The 22,619-nt window shown below is 41.3% G+C and carries 24 protein-coding genes; 12 read left to right on the top strand and 12 right to left on the bottom strand.

Annotated features, from left to right (window positions below; genetic code table 11):
- Positions 1 to 39: 39 nt before the first annotated feature.
- The 3 genes from AC4MBN_RS06415 to AC4MBN_RS06405 all read right to left on the bottom strand — a co-directional run bounded on the left by AC4MBN_RS06415 (position 40) and on the right by AC4MBN_RS06405 (position 4,741).
- Positions 40 to 1,182 (bottom strand): phospholipase A, encoded by a 1,143-nt coding sequence (locus AC4MBN_RS06415; RefSeq protein ID WP_491880870.1) that lies wholly within the window; start codon positions 1,180 to 1,182, stop codon positions 40 to 42.
- Positions 1,183 to 1,204: 22 nt separating this feature from the next.
- A complete protein-coding gene (locus AC4MBN_RS06410; protein ID WP_491880869.1) occupies positions 1,205 to 4,144 on the bottom strand; it encodes an insulinase family protein in 2,940 nt (979 codons plus the stop codon).
- A gap of 147 nt (positions 4,145 to 4,291) precedes the next feature.
- Positions 4,292 to 4,741, bottom strand: coding sequence for a GNAT family N-acetyltransferase (locus AC4MBN_RS06405; RefSeq protein ID WP_034170350.1), 450 nt, complete (start codon positions 4,739 to 4,741; stop codon positions 4,292 to 4,294).
- Between the two features lie 261 nt (positions 4,742 to 5,002).
- Between AC4MBN_RS06405 and AC4MBN_RS06400 the strand changes: the two genes are divergently transcribed.
- Genes AC4MBN_RS06400 through AC4MBN_RS06390 form a run of 3 tightly spaced genes read left to right on the top strand, consistent with a single transcriptional unit; the run spans position 5,003 to position 6,971 of the window.
- Positions 5,003 to 6,007, top strand: a complete 1,005-nt coding sequence (locus AC4MBN_RS06400) for an adenosine kinase (RefSeq protein WP_419365289.1) — start codon at positions 5,003 to 5,005, stop codon at positions 6,005 to 6,007.
- Positions 6,008 to 6,021: 14 nt separating this feature from the next.
- Positions 6,022 to 6,330, top strand: coding sequence for a Rieske (2Fe-2S) protein (locus AC4MBN_RS06395; protein ID WP_373684488.1), 309 nt, complete (start codon positions 6,022 to 6,024; stop codon positions 6,328 to 6,330).
- Between the two features lie 20 nt (positions 6,331 to 6,350).
- Positions 6,351 to 6,971 (top strand): OB-fold-containig protein, encoded by a 621-nt coding sequence (locus AC4MBN_RS06390; RefSeq protein ID WP_005235372.1) that lies wholly within the window; start codon positions 6,351 to 6,353, stop codon positions 6,969 to 6,971.
- Positions 6,972 to 7,036: 65 nt separating this feature from the next.
- On the opposite strand, the gene AC4MBN_RS06385 is transcribed toward AC4MBN_RS06390, so the two are convergent.
- Together AC4MBN_RS06385 and AC4MBN_RS06380 are read right to left on the bottom strand one after the other, a co-directional pair.
- Positions 7,037 to 7,711 carry a YidB family protein gene (locus AC4MBN_RS06385; protein ID WP_419365291.1) on the bottom strand — a complete coding sequence of 225 codons (675 nt, stop codon included), beginning with the start codon at positions 7,709 to 7,711 and terminating at the stop codon, positions 7,037 to 7,039.
- 113 nt (positions 7,712 to 7,824) lie between these two features.
- Complete coding sequence (locus tag AC4MBN_RS06380; RefSeq protein WP_004786043.1) at positions 7,825 to 8,295, bottom strand: DUF6231 family protein; 471 nt, start codon at positions 8,293 to 8,295, stop codon at positions 7,825 to 7,827.
- A 35-nt stretch (positions 8,296 to 8,330) separates the two neighbouring features.
- Between AC4MBN_RS06380 and AC4MBN_RS06375 the strand changes: the two genes are divergently transcribed.
- Complete coding sequence (locus AC4MBN_RS06375) at positions 8,331 to 9,203, top strand: DUF2797 domain-containing protein (protein WP_159122743.1); 873 nt, start codon at positions 8,331 to 8,333, stop codon at positions 9,201 to 9,203.
- Between the two features lie 51 nt (positions 9,204 to 9,254).
- Here AC4MBN_RS06375 and AC4MBN_RS06370 read toward each other — a convergent pair whose 3' ends face one another.
- The 5 genes from AC4MBN_RS06370 to AC4MBN_RS06350 all read right to left on the bottom strand — a co-directional run bounded on the left by AC4MBN_RS06370 (position 9,255) and on the right by AC4MBN_RS06350 (position 14,003).
- Entirely contained in the window at positions 9,255 to 10,247 is a 993-nt protein-coding gene (locus tag AC4MBN_RS06370) for a hypothetical protein (RefSeq protein ID WP_491880868.1), read from the bottom strand.
- Positions 10,231 to 10,944, bottom strand: coding sequence for a hypothetical protein (locus AC4MBN_RS06365; RefSeq protein ID WP_491880867.1), 714 nt, complete (start codon positions 10,942 to 10,944; stop codon positions 10,231 to 10,233). Before AC4MBN_RS06365 ends, AC4MBN_RS06370 begins: the two co-directional genes overlap by 17 nt.
- 153 nt (positions 10,945 to 11,097) lie before the next feature.
- Positions 11,098 to 12,963 (bottom strand): SurA N-terminal domain-containing protein, encoded by a 1,866-nt coding sequence (locus AC4MBN_RS06360; RefSeq protein ID WP_491880866.1) that lies wholly within the window; start codon positions 12,961 to 12,963, stop codon positions 11,098 to 11,100.
- Between the two features lie 130 nt (positions 12,964 to 13,093).
- Positions 13,094 to 13,366 (bottom strand): HU family DNA-binding protein, encoded by a 273-nt coding sequence (locus AC4MBN_RS06355; RefSeq protein WP_004786051.1) that lies wholly within the window; start codon positions 13,364 to 13,366, stop codon positions 13,094 to 13,096.
- A 157-nt stretch (positions 13,367 to 13,523) separates the two neighbouring features.
- Positions 13,524 to 14,003, bottom strand: a complete 480-nt coding sequence (locus AC4MBN_RS06350) for a phasin family protein (protein WP_034170344.1) — start codon at positions 14,001 to 14,003, stop codon at positions 13,524 to 13,526.
- Positions 14,004 to 14,208: 205 nt separating this feature from the next.
- On the opposite strand from AC4MBN_RS06350, the gene AC4MBN_RS06345 reads away from it, so the two are divergent.
- From AC4MBN_RS06345 to fdx, 8 genes are all read left to right on the top strand, one after another.
- Positions 14,209 to 14,859 (top strand): hypothetical protein, encoded by a 651-nt coding sequence (locus AC4MBN_RS06345; RefSeq protein ID WP_416656551.1) that lies wholly within the window; start codon positions 14,209 to 14,211, stop codon positions 14,857 to 14,859.
- Positions 14,860 to 14,970: 111 nt separating this feature from the next.
- The gene (locus tag AC4MBN_RS06340) at positions 14,971 to 15,444 is read left to right on the top strand and encodes an Rrf2 family transcriptional regulator (protein WP_004786058.1); all 474 of its coding nucleotides are present in this window, start codon (positions 14,971 to 14,973) and stop codon (positions 15,442 to 15,444) included.
- Between the two features lies 1 nt (position 15,445).
- Positions 15,446 to 16,663, top strand: a complete 1,218-nt coding sequence (locus tag AC4MBN_RS06335) for an IscS subfamily cysteine desulfurase (RefSeq protein ID WP_004786059.1) — start codon at positions 15,446 to 15,448, stop codon at positions 16,661 to 16,663.
- A gap of 104 nt (positions 16,664 to 16,767) precedes the next feature.
- Complete coding sequence (gene iscU, locus AC4MBN_RS06330) at positions 16,768 to 17,154, top strand: Fe-S cluster assembly scaffold IscU (protein ID WP_004786061.1); 387 nt, start codon at positions 16,768 to 16,770, stop codon at positions 17,152 to 17,154.
- 36 nt (positions 17,155 to 17,190) lie between these two features.
- Positions 17,191 to 17,511 (top strand): iron-sulfur cluster assembly protein IscA, encoded by a 321-nt coding sequence (gene iscA / locus AC4MBN_RS06325; RefSeq protein WP_004786063.1) that lies wholly within the window; start codon positions 17,191 to 17,193, stop codon positions 17,509 to 17,511.
- Positions 17,512 to 17,642: 131 nt separating this feature from the next.
- On the top strand, positions 17,643 to 18,158 hold the full coding sequence (hscB, locus tag AC4MBN_RS06320; protein WP_004786065.1) for a Fe-S protein assembly co-chaperone HscB: 516 nt from the start codon (positions 17,643 to 17,645) through the stop codon (positions 18,156 to 18,158).
- 39 nt (positions 18,159 to 18,197) lie between these two features.
- Positions 18,198 to 20,057: a Fe-S protein assembly chaperone HscA gene (gene hscA / locus AC4MBN_RS06315; protein WP_491880865.1), complete on the top strand. Its 1,860-nt coding sequence runs from the start codon at positions 18,198 to 18,200 to the stop codon at positions 20,055 to 20,057.
- A 15-nt stretch (positions 20,058 to 20,072) separates the two neighbouring features.
- Positions 20,073 to 20,411 carry an ISC system 2Fe-2S type ferredoxin gene (fdx, locus tag AC4MBN_RS06310; RefSeq protein WP_004786069.1) on the top strand — a complete coding sequence of 113 codons (339 nt, stop codon included), beginning with the start codon at positions 20,073 to 20,075 and terminating at the stop codon, positions 20,409 to 20,411.
- Positions 20,412 to 20,485: 74 nt separating this feature from the next.
- On the opposite strand, the gene AC4MBN_RS06305 is transcribed toward fdx, so the two are convergent.
- On the bottom strand, positions 20,486 to 21,976 hold the full coding sequence (locus tag AC4MBN_RS06305) for an adenylate/guanylate cyclase domain-containing protein (protein ID WP_159122747.1): 1,491 nt from the start codon (positions 21,974 to 21,976) through the stop codon (positions 20,486 to 20,488).
- Between the two features lie 57 nt (positions 21,977 to 22,033).
- Positions 22,034 to 22,468: an HIT domain-containing protein gene (locus AC4MBN_RS06300; protein WP_004786072.1), complete on the bottom strand. Its 435-nt coding sequence runs from the start codon at positions 22,466 to 22,468 to the stop codon at positions 22,034 to 22,036.
- Between the last annotated feature and the right edge of the window lie 151 nt (positions 22,469 to 22,619).

Raw genomic sequence — 22,619 nt, 5'->3', positions numbered from 1 at the left:
AAAAACCACGCCTAAGCGTAGTTTTTTACATGAAACAGATTAGTACCAATTCATTAAGGACACACCTAGACCCACATAGGTCGCACGGTGATTGTAATCAATCAGACTTTCACCATAACCATCAAAGAGCTGGAATTGACCGCGTAGACGCCCACTGATCGGAAATGACCAGTCGAACTGTACCGCACCACGGTTATCATCTCCACCTTTTAGCGTATGACGCAACATCAGGGAAAAATCGTGGGCATTATGACGATAAAATGCAGTTAAATCCCCACGCCCGATATAGTTTTTAATCTCGGGATTATTGTCATCTGCACGATCTTCTTCGATACGATACCAAGGGCGCAGCATCATGGCGAAGTTGTCTTTTTCGAAACCGAGATTCAGCATTACCCGGTTCCAGCTACGAGATAATGGATCGGAACGGCCATTAGATTGATGATTCAGGGTTAGTCCCAGCATACGCCAGTTCAAACCAAACAGATCATAATTGGTACGGAAGATCAGGCTGGCTTCGGGCTCATAATTGGTTTCACGAAATGGTCGGGACTCTGCCGAGTTATATACCTGCCAGCGTGAAGACTGGGTATAGCCCAGCCAGAGATCCCCGTTATCACCCAGAATATTTTCAACCGCCTTGGTTTTTAAAGATAACTGGAATTTCCCCTCAATCGAGGTCAAATTCTGGTCTTCTTCAACCGTGTTATTTGGGTTTTCACTTTGCGGAAACTCGTTTTTCTTGGAAGTCCAGAACCCTGGCATCAGATAAATCGGCTGATAGGAACGGATATTCCAGGTACCCAGTTTACTTTCCGGCGACAATTCCCAACGACTATCCAGCAAGGATAAAGCCGGAGTCAGCTTTGATCCTTCTGAAGCATAGATATTGGAAACGGTCTGTTCAATTTTCGCTTTGAGGTTATCAGGTTCAGGCGCAATTTCTATGGCTGCACGCCGTTCAGAAACAATCTCAGGCTTACTATCGGCCGGTATTTTAAATACCGCATCATAACAGGCCAAGCGTTCTGAATTGGTTTCAACCGCAGAGCAAGCCTCCGCCGTTGCCGGCATCGGACTACTCGCTACAGTTTTATCTTCCGCATTAACTTGCGTCCCAACTACACAGCCAAGCAAAACGCCCAGCTGCAAAGTTGAGCGCTTAATAGAATTAAGCGCCATCCTCTATCCTCATTGTTTTTATTTATTGAACTTGCTGAATTGTAAAGCCGAGTTGTTCTAAAGTTTCTCGTTTGGCAAATGGTGCAACAACCGCTTTTGAAGCTTGCTGTTCAACCAGATAAGTCTGTGCAACACGTTTCAAGTCATCTAAAGTGACATGCAACAAACGTTCCCGAAGCTGTTTACGGAACGCTGGTGTACGTTGATGCAGGTAGGCATAACAGGCGGTAATTGCTTCACCTGCTGGTGAACCCGGTTTATCCATACTAGCAATTAAGCCTAAGATAGCTTCTTCCAGCTGATGCGGTTGTTGAGGTGCGTTAAGCAACCATTGAATACTTGCATCAAAGTCCTGGAAAGTTTCTGCTAAGCGTGGATCGCGGTAACTATAGAAGCGGAATGAACATGCATTGCCGTCATAGCTTGCGCCGCCCCCATAAGCACCGCCTTTTTCACGGATTGCGCTATGCAGATAACCATTACGTAAGTAGCCTGCCAATACCATCAAGGCAGCAGCATCAGGATGTGAAACTTCTACCGCAGGATAAGCTGCTGCACAGAACTGCACATTAGTCTGAATCAACCAGGCTTCATCATTGCTATGATTAACTTTTTCAACCTGAGTCAATTCTGCAGGTGCGGTATTCACTTCCAGTTTGTCCCACACGTTTTGAATTTCTTCAATCAAACGCTCAGACTGCTGCTCTTCACACACCAACAAGAATTGTTTTGGCGCTTGTAGCAAGACTGCATGAATGCGTTTTAATTCATCAATCATGGCGTCATAAGCTGCTGGATCTTTTTCAGCCTGATTGACCAAGTTAATTAACCAGTTCAAGGCACCCAGACCGGTATTATGATAATCACGCAAGGCTAGAGCACTATGCTGACGTGATGCCACTTGCATCGCATAGCTATGACCAGAACCGGAAATACGTGATTGCCAGCGAGTTTTACGTTGTTGCAACAATTCAATAATACGGCCTTTTTCATCAAAGCGTAGCTGCTCAAAACCGATTTTTAACAGACGGATCGCATCCAGATGGCTAGCCAAAGATTTAGTCGTTAAAGTTAACCACGCACTAATCTTGTTTTTGTCATCCACTTTAGAGCGCAATGAAGCACCCATACCCAAGCCACCGCTGACCGCTGTTTGCAGTTGCTGGAATTGCAGGTAATCGTATTCACCTGCACCGACTTCACCCATTAAAATAGACAACAGGTTGAAATACGATGATTGCACCACTTCATCGGGAATTTTCACCAATACCTGTTGGTAATAAATTCCATTGGTACCCGCATGATACAGATTCAACGGCGTATCCACGCGGTTACAGATAATCTCACGCAACTGACCTTGCACAATCTGCAATTCCGCAGGCACATCTTCCAGACCGACCTTAGGTAACAGATTCAAATCGTCTGGGGTATCTTGGCGGATCTTTAACGCTTCAGTTTGGGCATTGATCTCGGCTTTTTGTTCTTCAGTTAAAGCTTTACCAATTTCAGCTAGACGTGCTTTTTCTTCTTCAGCTTCCTTGGTAGATTTGCTTGCATCTGGAACTAAAGTCAGTTGAACACGGTGCGAGTTATCTAAAAGATGTTCTTTGATCAGATTCGACAGCCACATTGGATCTTGCAATTCTTCTTTTACTGAAGCAATCGCAGAATCCACATCCCAGACTTCAACTGGATCACGATGGTGAATTGCACTGCTTAAGCCGCTCAAGATCAGGCTTAGACCATACGGTGTACCATCACCATTGATTTCACGCTGATGCAGCTCAATCTGATGCAGGATTGCATCCACTGCCTGTTGATCAACCGGTTTAGAGGCCACATCTTCCAGAACTTTAAAAACTCCGTTTTTGAATTCTTCAGCATGTTCAGGATTTGAACCTTGAACCGCACAGTAGAAAGTCATTTCAAAGTTAGAATCATCTACGCCCATGAATGGGCCAGTTGACTGTGCATAACCACAGGTTTCCAGATAATGACGCAGTGGAGATGCTGAATCTTCCAGCAAAATCCCTTCTACCAGACGCAAGCCTAAACGTAACTTGATATCACTCGCTTCTGGCAATAACCATGATAATACGTGATAAGTCTTGTCCTTCAGATCTTCCCCATCCACTGCATAGGTTTCTGTCACATTGAGTGGCGCAGTTAAACGAGTTTCCGGAGTTGAATAAAGTGTTTCACCTTTTTCAAATTTAGACAGCGCCAGATTTTCAAACTGTTCCTGTAACTCAGCAGCAGATTTATTACCAAAGGTCATAAATACTGCATTACTTGGGTGATAATGCGTTTTATAAAAGTTCACCAGCTCTTCATAAGTCAGGTCTGGAATATCTTTAGGATCGCCGCCTGAATTATAGTGATAAGTGGTGTCCGGGAATAAGTGATGCGCCAAAGTATGATAAAGCTGATCTGAAGGTGAACTCATTGCCCCTTTCATTTCATTAAATACCACGCCTTTATACACTGGCTCGCCATTTTCCAGCTCAATACGGATACCTTCCTGAGCAAAATCCAGCGGATTCAGGTTCGCAGCAAAGGCCGCATCCATATAAACTTCTAATAAGTTCTGGAAGTCTTTATCATTTTGAGTTGCGAATGGATAAGCCGTCCAGTCTGCCGCTGTAAAGGCATTCATAAAAGTATTAAGCGAACGGCGAATCATCAGGAAGAACGGATCACGTACCGGGAATTTTTCTGAGCCGCACAGTGCAGTATGTTCCAGAATGTGCGCTTCACCTTTTGAATCCATTGGCTGAGTGCGAAACGCAACCAGAAAAACATTTTCATCGTGATTGGTCGCCAGATGATAATGGGTGGCGCCAGTCACTTTATGCTTATATTCAGACACTAAAATGTCTAAAGCTTCAACATGTTGTTGACGTACCAACTGAAACGCAGGATGTACAGTTTGAGAAATGGTTTCAGTGACATCTACAGTCATGCGATCTCCTAATGCTTAAATTAAAAAATTATTATTCGCATTATAGCTGTAGTTGTTTGAATTATTCACGCAGAAAACCGAGGATTTTGATCGAATTAAGTAAACCTGATCATCTGATTTTTAAATGATCAGGTCGGGCAATGATCTCTAGATCATATACTTGAAATAGTTATAACTCGGGTGGTTTTCAACAAAGACATAGTTCTGTTTTTGATAAAAACTGGCTGCCAGTTTGGTATCGGTCTGTAAACAAAGTGCTGAATAAAATGGTCGTGCCAACTGCTCCAGATAAGCCAGAAGCTGCTTACCTACACCATGTTGACGATATTTTGGATGCACATAGAAACGACGTACCCGTCCAATCCGTTCTTCAATGCCGTTATCGCCCCATTGCTGGTTTAAACCACCACAGGCAATCAGTTTATTGCCATCATAGGCACAGGCCAGAAATTCATTATTTTGACTGAAACAGTTTTTTCCAGTGCGGTATTCTTCAATTAACTTATCAATCAGGTCATAACCTTCTTTACGCGCCAGTGTCGCTAGAGTGTCAATCTGATCAGGGAGCTGCTCGGCTGTTACAATCTTAATATCCATATACCCACACTGTTTTAGATGATTGTTCAAATGTCGCACCAGTATAACTGCTTGGTACTCTAATCTTATAAATAAAATCCAACCTTTAAATCAATGGCTGCACTCGCTACCGTTTAAAAATAAACCAATTCTTAGACCAAAGATTCAAGCTGAATAAGTTACAGAATCTTTTAAAGTATTCTGAAAATGTTTCAGTGAACTACAGCAAACCCGAGCAATCGTGTAAACTTAGCACTTTCATTTTTAATGTGATATTTAGATATGTCTACTGTTGACCTTTTTGCGATTGGCAATGCGCTGATTGACCAGGAATTTAAAGTTTCTGATGAGTTTTTAACTGCACATCACTTGCAAAAAGGCACCATGCAACTTGCGGATGGTGAAGCTCAGGCTACTCTGTATCAAAACTTAAAAGCAACTCAAACTTATAAAGGTCAGGCTTCAGGCGGTTCAGCAGCCAATACTACAGTTGCATTTGCAGCTTTGGGCGGCTCTGCATTCTATGCCTGCCGTGTCGGTAATGATGATCTTGGTCACATCTATCTGCATGGCTTAAATGAAGCTGGCATTAATACTACAACTCAATCGATCAGTGAAGGCGTAACCGGCACCTGTATGGTTCTGGTCAGTCCAGATTCTGAACGTACCATGCATACCTATTTAGGTATTACTGCTGAACTGACAAATGAACAGATTGACTTCCAGCCTTTAACAACTGCTAAATGGCTCTATATCGAAGGTTATCTATCCACATCAGAAACAGCACGTCAGGCCGTAAAACAGGCGCGTGAAATTGCCAAAGCCAATGGGGTTAAAATCGCATTTACCCTTTCTGATCCTGCGATGGTGCAATATGCCCGTGCCGGTCTGGATGAAATGATTGCAGATGGTGTAGATCTCTTGTTCTGCAACCAGCAAGAAGCATTGATGTATACCGAAACAGATACCATCGAAGCCGCTCTGGCTAAACTTAAAGAATTAAGTCAATACGTTGTCATTACAATGTCAGCTGAGGGTGCGCTTATTTCCAATAATGGTGAAACCTTCACTGTACCGGGCCGTGCTGTAACTGCAGTGGATGCCAATGGTGCTGGCGATGCGTTTGCGGGTGCTTTTTTATATGCACTTAATGCAGGTCTTGGCTTAAAAACAGCAGCAGAACTGGCAATTTTAGTGTCTAGTCAAGTGGTAGCGCAATTTGGTCCACGTCTGGCTGTTTCAGAATACGCAGCATTATTAAAAGATGTTCTTAAGGAATGTGCTTAATGTTTAAAATTTGCATGACTGACGATATTCCAGAGCGTGAAGCACGCTCTTTTGAACTTCCAAATGGGGATACAATTTTTATCACCCAGCGTGATGGTTCGTTTTATGCTTACCAGAATATTTGTCCACATTTACAGGTAGAACTGGAATTTCTGGAAAACCAGTTTCTGGACCGTGATCAGGAATTTATTGAATGCTCTACTCATGGTGCGCTATTCGTAGTAGAAAGCGGTGAATGTATTTCTGGACCTTGCCAAGGTCAATCACTTGAAAAAGTTGATATTACCGTGCATTCTGATGGCGGAATTTATCTTTCAGAATAATAGCTAAAACGGATTTTGTCATGCCTGAGTTTTTACTTGACTATAACCTGATGCCATTTCATCTCAGTTTATTGTTCATCATTCTGCTTGGCATGGCAAAAACAGTTGCCTTCTATTTTAAGCTTAAACCCAGTCAACTCCTGAAACGCATTTCTCCGTATGACTTTCAGAATGTTGAATGGCTAAATGTCAAATTTTCCAAAACCCTGATTGTTTTTTTCTTTCTGATGAATTTTAGCTTTGCCGGCTATTTGCTTCAGTTTCTGATCTATTCACAGGAATATCATTTCTTACCTGCCTATTACATCATTCTACCGGCATTGATCATTGCGATTTTCTTTACCGTATTTATGATTCATTGTCTGGATCAGGTCATTCCACCTAAATATAAAAAGAATGATGTAAACCTGTTAGGCCGTTTAGCCACGATTTCAAGTGGCAATGCCCGTCCCGGGTTTTCTGCACAAGCGCGAGTTCGGGATGAGTATGGTCAGTTACACTATGTTCAGGTCGAACCTGAATTTGGCGAACTGGAATTTCAGTCTCAGATTATTTTAATCCGTCTTAGAAAATCGCATTATGTGGCCAAGAAAATCTGTAAATCTAACCGACTCTTTAGCCTGAATCTGGAAGAAGCTTAAAGTTCATGTAATTCAATAGAAAAAATCCCGGCCAAACGTCGGGATTTTTTATTGGATAGATAGATTTATTTTTTAAACAAGCCTGAGACCATATTCAATACATTCTGAATATCATTATTGGCTTCCTGCTTGCTGGTCTGCTCACCTTGTGGTGTCAGTGAATCAATAATCTGCGGCAAGACCTGAGAAATGGCGCTATAGACATCCTGCTTAGGCACATGGGTCTGTTCTGCGACCTGTTCCACTTCCTGATCATCAAACAGGTTTTGCACCTGCTGCGGATCAACATTGGCATTTTCACCCGGGCCAGTAGAGACCCAGTCATCAACCTGGCTATTTAAACCTTGTCCTTTGAGTTTATCCAATGCTCCTTGCAAACCGCCCTGTTTCTGAATCCAGGCCAAGACCAATGGCAAGACAGCAATCAATAAAGTCTTTGTCGTTGAACTGCCACCTAGTCCAGAACTTGGTCGAGCGGAAGACTGACTCCCACCGCCGAGCTGGCTGAGTACAGCACCTAAAATTGCACCTAGGCCATTTTGCTTGTTTTGCTGTTGTGAGTTTTGATGCTGCTGATTTTGATTCTGGTTTTGCTGATTGGCATTATTGATATGACCCAATACTGATCCAAGAATATCTGCCAATCCCCCTTGCTGGGATGAACGCTGCTGGGATTGAGCTTGGTTATTTCCTAAAGCTTGCTTGGCCAACATTTCTACAATACTACTAAGATTGGTCATAACTCATTCCTGTATACGCCTTCTCTACAGAATAGAGTCTGAACTCATATTTTCCATGCAGGATTTTGTTAATATTTGCAATACTGATATAAGTCCTTCCTAGCTTTCCAGTTTTACCAGCGATATTTATCCCAGTTTTCAGGGTTAGCCCAGAATTTAGAGTTAAACCAGTCTGGCACATGTTTATAAGTCAAAATATTGAATTGCCAGAGTGCAAAATCCGCCCCATGAACCGTCTTGTCAATCAGCTGGGTCAGACCTAGAGACCTGAGCAGTTTTTCATCCTGCAAGCGACTCACTACTACCAGACGTTTTGCAAATAAATCACGCATTTTAACCAGAATTTGACTCTTCTGCTGTTCTGACAATGCTAAGGTTTCAGGAGTGTCCAGCATCACTACTGCTAGGTCATAACGCTGTTGAAAAGGCAGATTTAAAACCTCAGATACGTTAAAATAGTGCCATTGAATAGATTGCTGAAATTGAGATTGGGTTAAATCCTGCCCGATACAAATAGCAGTATGAATTGGCTGTTCTTTGGCGAAATCGTCTAGCATTGAAGTGATGACATTCTGTTCAGCCATGACTGCATCCTTATGATTTAAGTGAGTAATTTTTTATGGAACTTCAGGGCATTTGCCATAAAATGCACGTCGGTCTTACAGACCTTAGTGTAACTGATCAAAATACCCAGCGGGCAAATGTTGAATATAAATTAATATTAGATGGATCAGAAATTAACCTTCCATTCCAGTTAGGTCAGGAAATCGAGATTGAATGGACAGGAAATATCTATTGTGTTTCTTGCGGCAAAAAAACTTCTAAATCATTCTCACAAGGCCACTGTTTTAAATGTTTTAAAACTAAAGCTTCATGTGATATGTGTATCATGAAACCGGAAACCTGCCATTATCATTTAGGCACTTGCCGGGAAGATGAGTTTGCACAGAATGTCTGCTTCCAGCCACATATTGTTTATCTAGCCAATTCTAGTGCATTGAAAGTCGGAATTACCCGGATCAATCAAATGCCGACTCGTTGGCTGGATCAAGGTGCAACTCAAGCCCTTCCTATCATGAAAGTGGGTTCTCGCCGTCTTTCCGGTAAACTGGAAGTGATGTTTGGTACTCAGGTCGCAGATAAAACCGACTGGCGTAAATTACTCAAAGGCGAAGCGGAACCGTTAAATCTGATTGAAGTTCGCGATCAGCTGATTGAAGAATTTGCACCGAAAATCCAAACTATCCGTGAAGAGTTTAATCAGAATTTGCAGTTTAATGAAAATATTGAAGTTTTGGACAAGGAATTACCGCGCGAGTTCATCTATCCGGTAGAGCAATATCCAGAGAAAATCAAATCTCACAATCTGGACAAAACTCCAGTGATCCGAGGCAAACTACAAGGGATTAAAGGCCAATATCTGATTTTGGATACTGGCGTGATTAATATCCGCAAATATACAGGTTATGAGCTAATTTTTAGAGCAGAATAACTTTAAAAAGAGCGAGATATAAAATCTCGCTCTTTTATCCAGTATGAGTCACTAGCCTATAATATAGTTCTGTTCAGTAAGTGGTAATTGCTGAAAATCTTGAATTGAATAGAAGATCGGACTGCTTTGAACAGATTGATCACCGAGTAATGCAGGCTCTTCTAATAAAGGATTAATTACAGTCTCTCTAGGCAGTGTTTGAATATTTTCCAAGAATAAAGCCAAATTAATATATGTTTCCGGAATTTCCTGCCCACTGCTTTCAGTTGGTTCTTGCTGCTCAATTGCCACAGTAAGAAGCTCTTCAAGTGAAACCTGTTGCTCTTCTATTACTGGAAAATTAAGCTTAGCCACAGAAATACTATCACTACGGTCGCCTGCAGCATTTTCCGAATACAAAGTTATAAACCCACCTTGAGCAATCGGATTCTCAATACTCCATTCACCGTTTGCATTTGCATAAGTAACATATTCCAGGCCATAAGCAAAAATCACAATTTTTCCATATGGCATCGCTTGACCTGCAAGCTGCTCATCATTTTCTAAAACTGTTGGTACAACAGGTTCAAACACTATATAAATTGGTTGTTCCGGCTCTTCAATAGGCGGTTGTGGCTCAGGAAATACCATAGGAATCGCCAATGCAATTATCTCAGATCTAAGACCTAAACTATTTACTGCATACAACTCTAAAGTTCCCCCTTGTGCAATTGGATTAAGCATTGACCAATTGCCTTCGTGATCAACACTCGCTGTATATTCATGACCATTTGCCGTCACAATAATCTGTGTATAAGGTGTTGCTTTACCTGATAGATATTCACCTTGATCCAAAATCACTGGGGTAATGGGTGTCCAACCTGGAAATATTGGAATTTCAGGAAGTGGCGCCATACCTGAAATGATAGATGGAGATTCTTCTCCAAACTCATTACGGGAAAATACTTCCATTGTAGTACCCGGCACTAGTGGATTTAGAAGCATCCATTGTCCATCTGCATCAGCTTCAATACTATATTCAATCCCATTATGCCGTACAACCACCGTTATATGCGGATCTGCTGTACCGACTAGATAGCCTTCCTCTTGAGAAAATACAGGTATGCTTGGAGGTGGGGGGGGCAATTTGTGCTAAACCAATTTGCTGGGAAGAAATACCCTCTGCATTTATAGCAACAATAGTGACAGACCCTGTCCCCAAAATTGGATTAAGAAGCGACCAGTTTCCTTGTGCATCAGCTGTGGTTTGATATTGCTGCCCCTCATGAGTAACAACAATTGTAACGAAGGGGTCTGCAACACCACTTATCTGAGCTTCAAATTCTGTGACCTCAGGAACATTGGGTTTCGTGAATGAAATTCTCCCCAAGCTAATTTCTGAAGATGCAATTCCTTCTGCATTTACAGCAACAATAGTAACAAGTCCTGTTCCTGAAATTGGATTAAGGAGTGACCAGTTTCCTGGTGCATCAGCAGTGGTTTGATATTGCTGGTCATTATACGTAGCAATGATGGTTACAAATGGATCTGCCGTACCAATAATCTGAGCCTCAAATTCTGTGACTTCAGGCGTAGAAGGTTGAAGAATAATTACCGTTTCATCTTCATCACGACCATAACCTTTTCCCGGTTTATTAGGTTCATTTCCTTTTCCCGGATTGTTTGGTTGTGGGTGAGACTGAGGTGATTTAATAGCCTGCGCATGTTGCGGAACAAGATTAAAATGTGATGTTTTTTTCATTATATGCCTTTTCATTTATTATTTATGAAAGATTTATATAGGCTTAAGAACCTTAATCAATTATATATCAAATGTTTAATTTTATTATTCATACGAATATAAATTTTAAAAATAAAAAACCAGCCCTCAGGCTGGTTTTTTTACAAGCGAATCTTATTTAATTTTAGCGTGAGATTTTAAATAACGCGTATAGTCATCAAATTCTTGCTGACCACGAAGCTGTTGATACAGTTTCACCAGCTCACTGCGTTGCTCTGCACTTAAAACATCGATCGGATTTTTCTTCACTTCAGAAACTGCCACAACAACCAATTCATTTGGCATATTTGCTGTCGTTACTGACCAGTGACCTGCTTTAGGCGCTGGTACGCTAAATGCTGCACGTTGTACATCACGCTTAAGCAGACCTTCTGCGCGTGTATAGATGCCTGCATCTTCAAATACCAGTTTACCTTTCGCAACTGATGCTGCAGGCTTGGTTTTAAACTCATTCAATGCAGTTTGAACTTCAGCTTTAGCCGCAGCAAATGCTTTATCTTGAATCAGTTTCGCTTTTACTGCTGTTTTAGCTTCTGCCAGTGTCTGCTCACCCGCTGCATGATAATTGCGAACTTTTACCCAAGCCACATCACCATTGGCTAACTGAATGCTTGAAGATGCATTACGGTCGCCATTTTTCACGTCATCATTAAACAGTTTAATTTTGACAGCTGCATCACTTAGCAATGGATCACGTGTCGCAAGTGTCACACTATTTGCTTTCTGAACCTGAATACCCTTCACTTCCTGAGCAACAACATCTAGCGAGTCCGCACTTACGACCATGTCATTCAGACTGTTTACCGTATCAGAGAATGCATTAGATTTTTTCGCTGCCAATACTTCTTCAGATAAACGTGCTTTTTGAGATTCAAAAGATGGAACTGCTACATCAGGCAATTGGACTGAAATAATATGGTAGCCATAATCTGTTTTAACAGGCGCTGAAACTTGACCAGATTTTAAAGATGCAACAGTCTGATCAAATGTAGTACCGAACACGCCTTTTTCATAGACAGCAATAGCACCGCCTTTAGATTTAGATTCAGGATCCTCAGAGTATTGAGCTGCTGCTTGTGCAAAAGTGGTACCGGCTTTGATTTTAGCTGCAATTTCGCTTGCCAGTTTTTTGGCTTCAGCATCACTACGACTATCAGCAGTCACCAGAATATGTTTAACCTCTGGTTTTACATTCTGCTTCTGGTCAGCCACAAATTTATTATAGGCTTCCTGCAATTCTGCATCAGTGACCGCTACATTGGCAGTATCAATATTGCTCGGCTTGATCACCACATAATCCACATCAACGCTAGTTGGTTGCTTGAATTGGGATTTGTGCTTTTCATAATATGCTGCAATATCAGCTTCTGATACTTTTACTGCTTTTTTATAGCTGTCCAGATTCACGCTAGCGATATGAATATGACGCTGTTCAGTTTGCAGATCTGCAATTTGCTGCATCTCAACCGGACTGACCAGAGGATAATCCATAAAAGTAGAAGACAGCATTTTCAGTGCATGGTCTTTACGTAAACTTTCTACTAAAGCATTGTTGGTCATGCCAATTGATTTCAGGTAATTTTCATATAAAGCATTAGAAAATTTGCCATTCTCCTGAAAAGAAGGCTGCTGTGAAATCATTTGTGCGATCTGCTGGTCGCTCAGGCTAATCCCCAGTTTTTCAGCCTGTTGCAAGAGCAAGGTACGCGCAACCAGGGTATCCATCGCTTTTTGATCGATGAAGCTTTGATTTAATAAGGTTTCATCACCCTTGGCATAACTTAAATATTGTTGTTTGAATGATTTTGTCAGTGACTCTAATTCTTGTTTAGAGATATCAGTTCCATTGACTGATTTTGCTGCATCAGAATTCCCGCCGCTAAAATATCCTTCAATACCTACAAGCGCTAAAGGGGTTAAAAACAGAACGAGCAAGACCTTGCCCAACCAACCCTTAATAACTTTACGAAAAGATTCCATAAGTATTCCAATATTTTATTTGCAGAGGATTTTAACCGAAAAAACCCATTGAATGAATGTGTTAATCAAAACAATTAAATCTATCAATAAAAAACGCGCCAAAGAAGGCGCGTTTTAGGATTGAAGCAGCTTAAGCAACAGCGTCTTTTAAGCCTTTACCTGCTTTGAAGCTAGGTACTTTGCTTGCTTTAATTTCAAGAGTAGCACCAGTTTGTGGATTACGGCCAGTACGTGCAGCACGCTCTTTAACGCCGAAAGTACCGAAACCAACTAGAGTTACTGTATCACCCGCTTTTAAAGCTTCAGTAACAGAAGCAATTGTAGCATCTAAAGCTTTACCTGCGTCAGCCTTAGATAATCCCCCTTTCTCTGCAATTGCATCAATTAATTCTGATTTATTCATGAAAACTACGTCCTCTTAATATCGTTTATTTAAGGTCCAAGAATTTGTTTAAACTACCATAACGCCTTTATAGCAATGCTTTAGGTATAAACGCAATACTTATAAACCTCTTTTTTTTCAAAATATATGCGAAAAAAACATTGAATTATGAAGAAAATCATTTTGTGTGTATTTTTTCCGATAATTCTTTCTGTATTTTTTCTTGCTGCAAGGTCAATTCATCAACCTTGGCATGCAACTGAAGAATTAAACGCTCCAGATGTTGTACATCCTTCAATGTCACTAATCCTATACGATTCAAGGAATGATGAACAGAGTTGTCGATCAGTTTTTCAACCTTATCTTTGGTATCTGTCACAGATTCGCGTGCTTTCTCGGAGACTTTTTCCACAGTTTGATCTGCAATATCGACTGTTTTGGATTCCAGCTCTTCTCCGACCTTGACCAGCGAGTCAAACAGTTTATTGCCTTCTTCCTCTGCGCGGGAAAATGCCCCAAGGCCAGCTAACCAGATCTGCTTGGTATATTTACGAAAGTCCAGCATCGAACGTCGCTCTGAGGCAGACTTTGACTTACTCTTCACTGGTTTTTCAATCAATTCCTGATCTGTATCTTGTGTCGTTTTTGTTTTATCCATGTACACGACTCCTGCTTATTTTCTATGCAAATATCATAAAATTATCTACAAAATCACCGCATAATAGCAAATTTAGGGCTTGATAGATTTGCTAAACTGTTCTACAAAGCACTTTATTTCAAGTCTAATTTGATTTAACCCTGAAATCTTTTACTCAGCAGGATGCTTTTTCATTTTAATTTTCAGGTAAGGATTGGTTGTATATATGAGTGAATCGCAACAAAGTCAAAATCAACCACATTTGTTGCTTACGATGACTTTGATCGTTTTAGAAACAATTTTCACGTTCATTCTCAAACATGACCGTGTTGTTGCTCTTCAGGCGAAGAAGTTTGTAGATGAGAATATTACAATAAAAATCAATAGTTATATTCCATATTTTGATTTCTATGTTCAGTTTACCAAAGACGGGCTGTTATTTGACTATAAAGCACCAGGCAGAATTATTGATCTGGATGTTCGCACCACTTTAATGGATCTGATTAAAATTTTTATCTTTGGCAATCGCAGAAGCATTCGTGCGATGCGTATTGACGGTAATCAGGTTTTAAAAGACGAGTTCCGTGATTTACTGACTTTATTTGCCTTACCTAAAGTATTGTCTGACTGGAAACACTGGTTATCTGAACCACCGGCAGATGAGACCGATATTGTTTCATCAAGAAAACGTATTGCGCCTTTATTAAAGAAAATTGAAGATCAGCGTTCCAAAATTAATAGCCTGCAAGTTGAAGTTAAACAGTATCGCAACCGCATTAAACGTATGGAACGCCGTCAAAAGCGGATCAATATGGCCTTTAGTATAATCACAGTACTTTTGATTGCGTTATTAGTGTATAATTGGATCAGCGTGTAATTCTTTCATTTTCAGAAAATTAAATACGCTCGCCATTCACAAAAATAACTTGACTAATTTAGTCGGGATTCATAAAATCTACACATCTAGTCTAACCATGTGTATCGAATCATGCGCCTAACCACTCGCGGTCGCTACGCAGTGACTGCTCTACTTGATTTAGCTTTGCAGCCATCTGAACAAACGATCACGCTTGCTGAAATTGCAGCACGTCAAACTATTTCTGTTGCCTATCTCGAGCAGTTATTTGCGAAACTAAAACGTCATGGTCTAGTTTCGAGTGTTCGCGGTGCCAATGGTGGATACCATTTAGCACGCAGCGCAGATGAAATTACTGTGTTAGCAATTATTGAAGCTGTAAACGAAACAGTTGATGCGACTCGCTGTGACCATAAAGGCAACTGCCAAAATGGCGCGATGTGCTTGACTCATGATTTATGGCAAGAACTCTCCCACCACATTGCCGATTATCTCGCAAAAATCACCCTTGCTGACCTTGTAGCTCGTGACAACGTGCAAACCGTGTCATTACGCCAAAATTCAGCAAACATTGATTCAGCCCTTTTATCGGTTACAGGTATTTGACATGAAACGTCCGATTTATCTTGACTATGCAGCAACAACTCCGGTAGATCCTCAAGTTGCAGAACGTATGATGGAATGCTTAACTTTCGAAGGCACCTTCGGTAATGCAGCATCTCGTTCACATGCTTATGGCTGGCAAGCGGAAGAAAAAGTTGAATACGCCCGTGAACAAGTGGCGAATTTAGTAAAAGCTGATCCGCGTGAAATCGTATGGACTTCAGGTGCAACTGAATCTGACAACCTTGCATTAAAAGGTGTGGCTCAGTTCTATGCATCTAAAGGCAAACACATCATCACTTCTAAAATTGAACATAAAGCAATTTTGGATACATGTCGTGAGCTTGAGTCTGAAGGTTTTGAGATTACTTATCTTGAGCCGCAACCAAAAACTGGCTTAATTACTCCAGAAATGGTTGAAGCAGCAATCCGTCCAGACACCATTCTTGTTTCCCTAATGATGGTAAACAACGAAATCGGTACGACTACTGATGTTGCTGCGATTGGTGAAATCACCCGTGCGAAAAAGATTTTCTTCCACGTTGATGCTGCACAGGCTGCGGGTAAAGTTGAAATTGATCTTTCTCAATTGAAAGTCGATTTGATGAGCTTCTCTGCACATAAAATCTATGGCCCTAAAGGTATTGGTGCCCTGTTCGTACGTCGTTCACCACGTGTACGTCTAAAAGCACAAATGCATGGTGGCGGTCATGAACGTGGTATGCGTTCTGGTACTCTTGCGACTCACCAGATCGTTGGTATGGGTGAAGCATTTGAACTTGCAGGCAAAAATTTACAGTCTGAACAAACTCGTTTACGTGTCCTTCGTGACAAGCTTTGGAATGGCTTACAAGGTCTTGAACAGGTATTCCTGAACGGTCACCCAACTCAAAACGTTGCAAACTACTTAAACGTAAGTTTCAATTTTGTTGAAGGTGAATCATTGATGATGGCACTGAAAGATGCAGCGGTATCTTCAGGTTCAGCATGTACATCTGCAACACTTGAACCATCTTATGTACTTCGTGCATTAGGTCTTTCTGATGAGCTTGCACACAGTTCGATCCGCTTCAGCTTTGGTAAGTACACCACTGAAGAAGATATCGATCACGTTTTAAATATCACTAAAGCTGCTGTTGAGAAATTACGTGAACTTTCTCCGCTTTGGGATATGTACAAAGAAGGTATCGACCTTTCTACAGTTGAATGGGCTGAGCACTAATTTTTGACCCTGAGATAGCTGTATTTATACCGCTATCTCATTGATAAAAAATTTTTAATCCCCATATTTATATTAAGGCTGACCCCGAGTTTTGGAGAAGCAACATGGCTTATAGCGAAAAAGTAATTGATCATTACGAAAACCCACGTAACGTTGGTGTTTTAGACAAAAATGCAGAAAACGTTGGTACTGGTATGGTCGGTGCACCTGCTTGTGGTGACGTAATGCGTTTACAGATCCAGGTAAATGATGAAGGCGTGATTGAAGAAGCACGTTTTAAAACTTATGGTTGCGGTTCTGCAATTGCATCAAGTTCATTAGTGACTGAATGGTTAAAAGGTAAAACCTTAGACCAAGCACAAGCGATCAAAAACATTGATATCGCAAATGAATTGGCTCTTCCACCAGTAAAAGTGCACTGCTCTGTACTGGCTGAAGATGCAATTAAAGCGGCTGTTGAAGACTACCGTAACAAGAAGTCTAAAGCTTAATCATTCGTTTTTTGAAGAAAGATTCACGGAGTTTTCATGATCCACTTAACTGAAAATGCAGCAACTCATATCAGCAATTACCTCAAAAGTCGCGGTAAGGGTGAAGGCATTCGTGTTGGTGTGAAAACTTCAGGCTGTTCTGGTCTTGCTTATGTTCTTGAGTTTGTCGACGAAGTCGATACTCATGACCAGGTCTTTGAACAGTTTGGTGTTAAAGTTTTCGTAGACCCAAAAAGTCTGGTTTATCTCGAAGGTCTAGAAATGGACTACGTGAAAAACGGCTTGAACGAAGGCTTCGAATTTAATAACCCAAATAAAAAAGGCGAATGTGGTTGTGGTGAGTCATTCACTGTCTGATTGCGACAATAATTCTCTTTTTTCAGCATTAAAACAGTGTGAAATACACTGTTTTAATTGCATTTAGGCAGTTATTTTAATTGTCATCAAGCTTAATCATTTTTGCATATTAATCGCGGACTCTATCTCCCATGAATCATTTTGAGTTGTTCAATCTTCCTGTAGCACTCGATATTGATTTAGCCACTTTAAAAGCAGAGTTTTTAAAGTTGCAGCAACAATATCACCCCGATAAAGCTGAAGATAAAGATCAGGCTTTGATTAAATCAAGCGAGATCAACCAGGCATTCAAGGCTTTATCAGCGGTTGATAGCCGTGCAGCTTATTTACTGTCTTTAAAAAAACAGGACTATCATCTGGATCAGTCTATTAGCGATTTTGAATTTCTTCAGGATGCGCTGGAAATTCGCGAACAATTAGATGAAGCTTCATCGGCTGAAGATCTTTCTTCTCTGAAAGTTGAAGTTCAGCAATGGATTGATGGTCTGGTTCGTGAGTTCAAAATTGACTATGAAGATGAAGACTGGGGTGAAGCTCGCGATACCGTGCGTAAACTGCGTTTCTTTGTTAAAGTCATGGCGGACATCGACAAAGCGGAAGACCGTTTCCTGGATGATGACAGCTTTGATCTTGATGACGAATTTTAATTTTTCTATTTAATTTTAACGTGCAAAGGATGTAACACTATGGCTCTCTTGCAGATTGCAGAACCAGGTCAATCAAGTGCACCACATGAACACCGCATTGCGATTGGTATCGATTTAGGCACCACCCACTCTTTGGTCGCCACGGTTCTTTCAGGTCAAGCCAAAGTACTCAAAGATGAACAAGGTCGTGTGTTACTTCCTTCTATCGTTCATTATGCAGCACAAAGCACCGAATATGGCAATGATGCCAAACCTTTTATTACGACCGATCCTAAAAATACGATTGTATCCGTAAAACGTTTTATGGGGCGCTCCCAAGCAGATATTAAATTCCAGCATCCTTATGCCTTGGTGGGCGAAGCGAATGAAATGCCGGCATTTGAAACTGCACAAGGTCGTAAAACGCCAGTTGAGATTTCTGCGGAAATTTTAAAGCAGCTTAAAGAACGTGCTGAAGCCAGCTTAAAAAATAAGATTAACGGTGCCGTGATTACGGTTCCTGCATACTTTGATGAAGCACAGCGTCAGTCAACACGCGATGCTGCGCAACTGGCTGGTTTAAATGTTCTGCGTTTATTGAATGAACCAACGGCTGCTGCGGTAGCTTATGGACTGGATCAGGAAACCAACTTGAGCACAGATCGCAACTATGTGATTTATGACTTGGGTGGCGGTACCTTTGACGTTTCAATTCTACGTTTCTCTCAAGGCGTATTCGAAGTATTGGCGACTGGCGGCCATACTGCTCTTGGTGGTGATGATCTTGATCGTCTGATTTTAAAATGGGCTAAAAAACAGCTTAATATCGAAACCCTAGATGATGCTGAATATGCGCATTTTATTACTGCTGCGCGTAAAGCTAAAGAAACATTATCTCATGCTGACTCAGTTGAATTAAAGCTGCTTGACCAAAGCCTGACTTTAGATCGTCCGACTTTTGAAGAAATCATCAAGGTTGCTTTGGATAAAACCATCAGCGTATGTAAGCGTGTCATGCGTGATGCCAAGCTGGAACTTGATGACATTCAGAATGTGGTGCTTGTAGGTGGTTCTACCCGCTCGTACGCCGTGCAAAAAGCAGTACGTGATGTGTTTAACCAAGAGCCTCTATGCACCATTAACCCGGATGAAGTGGTTGCGATTGGTGCTTCAATTACAGCGAATCAGCTCATTGGTAACAGCAAAGATGGATCATTATTATTAGATGTGACTCCACTTTCTCTTGGTCTGGAAACCATGGGCGGTCTGGTTGAGCGTCTGATTTCACGTAATACCGCGATTCCAGTCGCACGTCGCCAGGAATTTACGACGTATCAGGATGGCCAAACTGCTATGCTGATTCATGTGGTACAAGGTGAACGTGATCTGGTAGAACATTGCCGCAGCTTGGGCCGTTTTGTCCTGCATGGTATTCCTCCAATGACTGCAGGTCAGGCACGTATTGAAGTAACTTTCCAAGTGGATGCAGATGGCTTGTTGAACGTTTCTGCTAAAGAAATGACTTCAGGTGTGACTGCACAAATCGATATCAAACCATCTTATGGCTTGTCGAGTGAAGATACTGAACGTCTGCTGTTAGAAGGTTATCAGTTTGCTGAAGAAGATAAGAATCTTCGTCATTTGCAGGAAACCAAGGTGGAAGCACAACGTGAACTTGAAGCACTGGTTCAGGCATTGAAAGTAGATGCTCAATTGATGAATGAACAGCAATTGGCAGAACTGACTGCTGCGCAAGCACGACTTGAGTCCGAGCTACAAGGTACAGATATCAAAGCCATTGAATCTGCAGTAGAACAGCTTAAAATACATAGTGATGCATTTGCTGCTCTGCGCATGAATCAACATATTGATGCTGCCCTTAAAGGCACTAAACTCGACGATTGGTCAAACTCAAACTAATTTAAGGTAAAGACTATGCCACGTATTAAAGTTCTTCCACATGCGCAAATTTGCCCTGAAGGCGCTGAGTTTGAAGTTGAACAAGATGCCAATCTATGTGAAAGCATGCTGAAAAACGGAATCAAGATTGAACATGCGTGTGATATGTCATGTGCATGTACCACTTGCCACGTAATTGTTCGTCGCGGTTTCGACAGCCTTGAAGACATGAATGATGTCGAAGCTGATCTGCTCGATCGTGCTTGGGGTTTAGAACCCGACTCTCGTCTGTCTTGCCAAGTGAAGATTGTGGATGAAGATCTGGAAGTTGAAATTCCAAAATATACCATCAACCATGCTTCAGAAAATCACTAAGATTCTGCAATCAAAAAACCACGCTTAGGCGTGGTTTTTTTTATGGTCTTTATCATTTATTTAAATCATAAAAATTAGATGACTTTTGATCGTTCAGCTGCTCGAAATGCTTCTTCAGCAGACAAAGGTTCAATGACTTCATCTTCAAGTTTTAATTTCACAATTCCTTGAGAGTTGGTCAGTTGCTGTTGGGTTTGAATGCGTTTAATCATTTTCTCCAGCACATGCAGCAACTCTGGATAATCATAGTTTTGCACTTCATCCAGATTTAACAGTAAATGGAAACCTTTATATTCATAATCAAACCAGCGCTGATATTCAACTTTCTGGAAGGCATATTTTTCCATCACTTGCCAGGTGCGTACCGGCGCCTTAATCCCTTTCAGGAAAATTGGCTTTTTAGGTGCACATAGATAATCATTTTTGATCAGGTTATGGGTATCTTCAGAAATCAGGATTTCATCAACTTCCGCAGCGCTTTGTAAGCGTGCAGCCAGATTGGCATCACGACCAACAATGGTATAGGCCATACGGTGATTCGCACCATAGTTCCCCACGTGGCAATAACCGGTAGAAATTCCCATACGGATATGCAATGGCGGATAACCCATTTTAATCCAGCGCTCGCGTAACAATTTCATTTGCTGACGCATTGAAATCGCCATTTCCAGACAGTTTTTAGCATCCTGCTCTACACCATCTGAATGCGGATCGCCAAAGAAGATCAGGATGGCATCACCCATAAACTTATCGACTGTTGCTTCATATTTCTTGGCGATTTCAGTCATATGACTTAAATAGTCATTCAGCAGGAAAGCCAAGTCATCTGGGATCAGAGTTTCAGAAAGCTCTGTAAATCCCTGAATATCTGAGAAGAAAATCGTGAGTTTTTTACGTTTGTATTCGATCTTAGCTTCAGACTCGCCTTTCATGATGGATTGCCACAACTGCACTGGCGCATAGCGGCTGAGCTGATTGGCAAATTCCATATAACGGTTCATCTGGTCAAAATAATGGTTTTTCTTTTGAGTCATATATTGCATACGACCGCTTTGATAGAAATTTCCAACACCAAAATAGGTAATCAGACAGATGAAACCTAGTACGGTGAGTTCGGTACTGGTAGGACTGAAATAGCTGGTAAACCCAAAAATGCCAATGGTAGACAGATAAAAGATCATGGTGCCAATCAGGCCAGCCAGTGACACCATCATGAATGAAATCTTGTTATTAATGGCTGTATACAGCAATGTGACCACTGCCAGCAGGGACAACACCAGATCCAGATGTACAGCTGCAAGTACAACCGAAACAATAATCACATCTAGAACAAAGAAGAAATTACGTTTTAAATTATAGTCGTATTTATAAATCATCCACCGGGATAATTTCGGTGTGATCACCAAGACCAGTGCCAGAAACAACGGAACGAAAATCTGGTAATTGGTATCCGGTTCCGTGTAGTGATAGACGATCAGAACCAGAGACAGCATGATATATCCCATCATCCGATGGAAATATTCAAACTGTTTCGGTTCCTGATGAATCCAGTCGTCTAATTGCACTCAATTACTCTCTTAAAGTCCAAAATCTTGAATGGACCATAAAATGTATGTCAACGCTTAGTCCATACGCCAGTCAAATGGCATATCCCCTTGACCGCGTAAAGCCAGCATCAAGGTTTGACGCATATGTGCCAATACTTCACTGCTATAAGGAACTGCTGGTGTACCCCATACCGGCTTAGGCCATGCCACATCGTTTTGATAACGAACCACATGGTGAAAATGCAGTTGTGGCACCATATTGCCCAAAGCTGCGACATTCATTTTGTCGGCACGGAATACACGCGCTAACTGGCTAGATAACCAGCTTGACTCACGTAAAAACTGCTCTTGGTCAGCTTGGCTCAATTCATATAATTCGGTAATGCCTGGTACACGCGGAACCAGAATCAACCACGGAAATTGCATATCATTCATCAAACGACATGTTGATAAAGGAAAGTCGCCTACAAAAAACGTATCTTGAGCAAGTTGTGGATGCAAACTAAACATATCTTTATAAATGATGCAAAATTAGAATGATGGCTAATACTACCATATACAATTGCGGCTGAGTATTGTAAGCGGGCGCTTTAGAGCAATTTTGTATGAATTGTGAAGGACAAAACGGCAAACTATTAGCTTAAATAATTTCATATGAAAA

Source organism: Acinetobacter sp. CAU_H_60 (assembly GCF_058599385.1).
The sequence above is the reverse complement of the archived record's forward strand: the minus strand, read 5'-3'. Positions and strand labels throughout refer to the sequence as shown.